Annotated in this window: 2 protein-coding genes; both read left to right on the top strand. The window is 37.2% G+C overall.

Going from position 1 to position 1638, the window contains the following annotated elements:
- Nucleotides 1-534, top strand: a 534-nt coding sequence (locus FC36_RS06500; protein ID WP_235805809.1) for an LPXTG cell wall anchor domain-containing protein, incomplete at its 5' end; no start/stop codon positions are given.
- 76 nt (nt 535-610) lie between these two features.
- Nucleotides 611-1531 (top strand): site-specific integrase, encoded by a 921-nt coding sequence (locus FC36_RS06495; RefSeq protein ID WP_025021589.1) that lies wholly within the window; start codon nt 611-613, stop codon nt 1529-1531.
- The last annotated feature ends 107 nt before the right edge of the window (nt 1532-1638 follow it).

The raw sequence follows: 1638 nt of genomic DNA, 5'->3' as shown, positions 1-1638 counted from the left end.
GCTGGTAAGGTAAATAAAGATGCTAAGGGTGTGCTCGAAAACACTATGGTGCAAACTAATGGTGATGTCGAATACAAGACTAATACCGTCGAAAACCCAATTAAAGTTCCTGTAACTAACTGGGTTGATGAAAATGGGAAGCACTTGAAAGATCAAGAAGAAGGTTCCTTCCCTGACCGTGATGGGAATGATATTCCTGGTTACCAATTAGTTAAGATTGATGAAGATGAAGACGGTAATGTAACTAATGTTTACAAGAAGGTTCCTGAAAAGCCAGAAACCCCTGCCCCAACTCCATCAACACCTGCACAACCTGCACAAGGTACTCCTGCAACTCCAACAAAGGCTGTTTACTCTAATGGCCCAGTTCAAGCAGTTGTACCACAAAAAGCAGCTAAGGAAGTTCCTGCAACTCCAGAAGCATTACCTCAAACAGGTGACGAAGGCAATGGACCATTAGCGCTTGTAGCGGGTGCAGCTGCTGCAGCACTTGGTATGTTTGGTCTTGGTTACCGTAAGCGTAGAGAAGACTAGAATTATCAAATAGCTAAAGAAAAAGAGTTCCTTGATTGGGACTCTTTTTTTATGGAAAATAAGGAGGAGGAATTTTATGGCTGATGACGATTTACTGTTAGCGGACTATTACAAGATGTGGATTGAAACTTATAAGAAAGGTGCTGTGCGTCAGGTTACTTATGACAACTATGAGTTAAATTGGCGATGGCTAAAAAAATTAGCTCCCGATTTAAAGTTGAAAGACTTAACACGGTTAGAATATCAAAATATTATCAATAAGTTTGCAGAAACGCACGAAAAAGTAACTGTTGCTGATTTTCATAACCGAGTAAAGCCTGCAATTTTAGATGCTGTAGATGATGATTTATTACGCAAAAATCCAACTCGTAAGACTATCATTAAGGGAATTCCACCAATTCCAAAAAAACGAAAGTATATGGATTCATTTGAACTAAAGCTCTTTATTAATGAGTTAGACTTACCAAAGCATAAATTAAATATTGATTGGTTGCTGCTGTTAATTTCTAAAACTGGTGTACGTCTTTCTGAAGCTTTAGGAGTAACGAAAGAAGATTTTGATTTTACTAACCAGGTCCTGATTATTAATAAAACGTGGGCTTATAAAGAAGGCGGTGGCTTTGTTCCAACCAAAAATAAATCTTCTGTTCGAAAAATTCGGATTGACTGGAAACTGATGAATCAATTTATGGGTTTGATTGAAGATATTCCTGAGGGAGTACCCATTTTCTGTTATAAAAAACCTATGTATAATTCTACGATCAATAATCGTATAAAGCGACTTTGTAAGAAACTCAATATTGCCCCTATTTCAGTCCATGGATTGCGACATACGCATGCATCTCTTTTACTCTATAATGGTGTTTCTGTTGCCAGCGTGGCTCGTCGATTAGGTCATGCTGATATTAATACTACGCAATCGGTCTACATTCACATTATCCAAGAAATGGATAACTATGATACCGATAAGATCATGAGACAATTATCACAATTTTAATTGTATTTACGCAAAAATCCCCTATTTCTTTTGAAATAGAGGATTTTTTACTGTCACATCATTTAGGGAATAAGTAACAGTTTTTGGTTGTTTTAAAACTGGTGGGG

The organism is Ligilactobacillus equi DSM 15833 = JCM 10991 (genome assembly GCF_001435735.1).
Lineage (GTDB): Bacteria > Bacillota > Bacilli > Lactobacillales > Lactobacillaceae > Ligilactobacillus > Ligilactobacillus equi.
The sequence above is the reverse complement of the archived record's forward strand: the minus strand, read 5'-3'. Positions and strand labels throughout refer to the sequence as shown.

Bases quoted from the DNA above. Each gene is read 5' to 3' on its own strand.
- FC36_RS06495 (WP_025021589.1), top strand. From the start codon at position 611: ATGGCTGATGACGATTTACTGTTAGCGGACTATTACAAGATGTGGATT.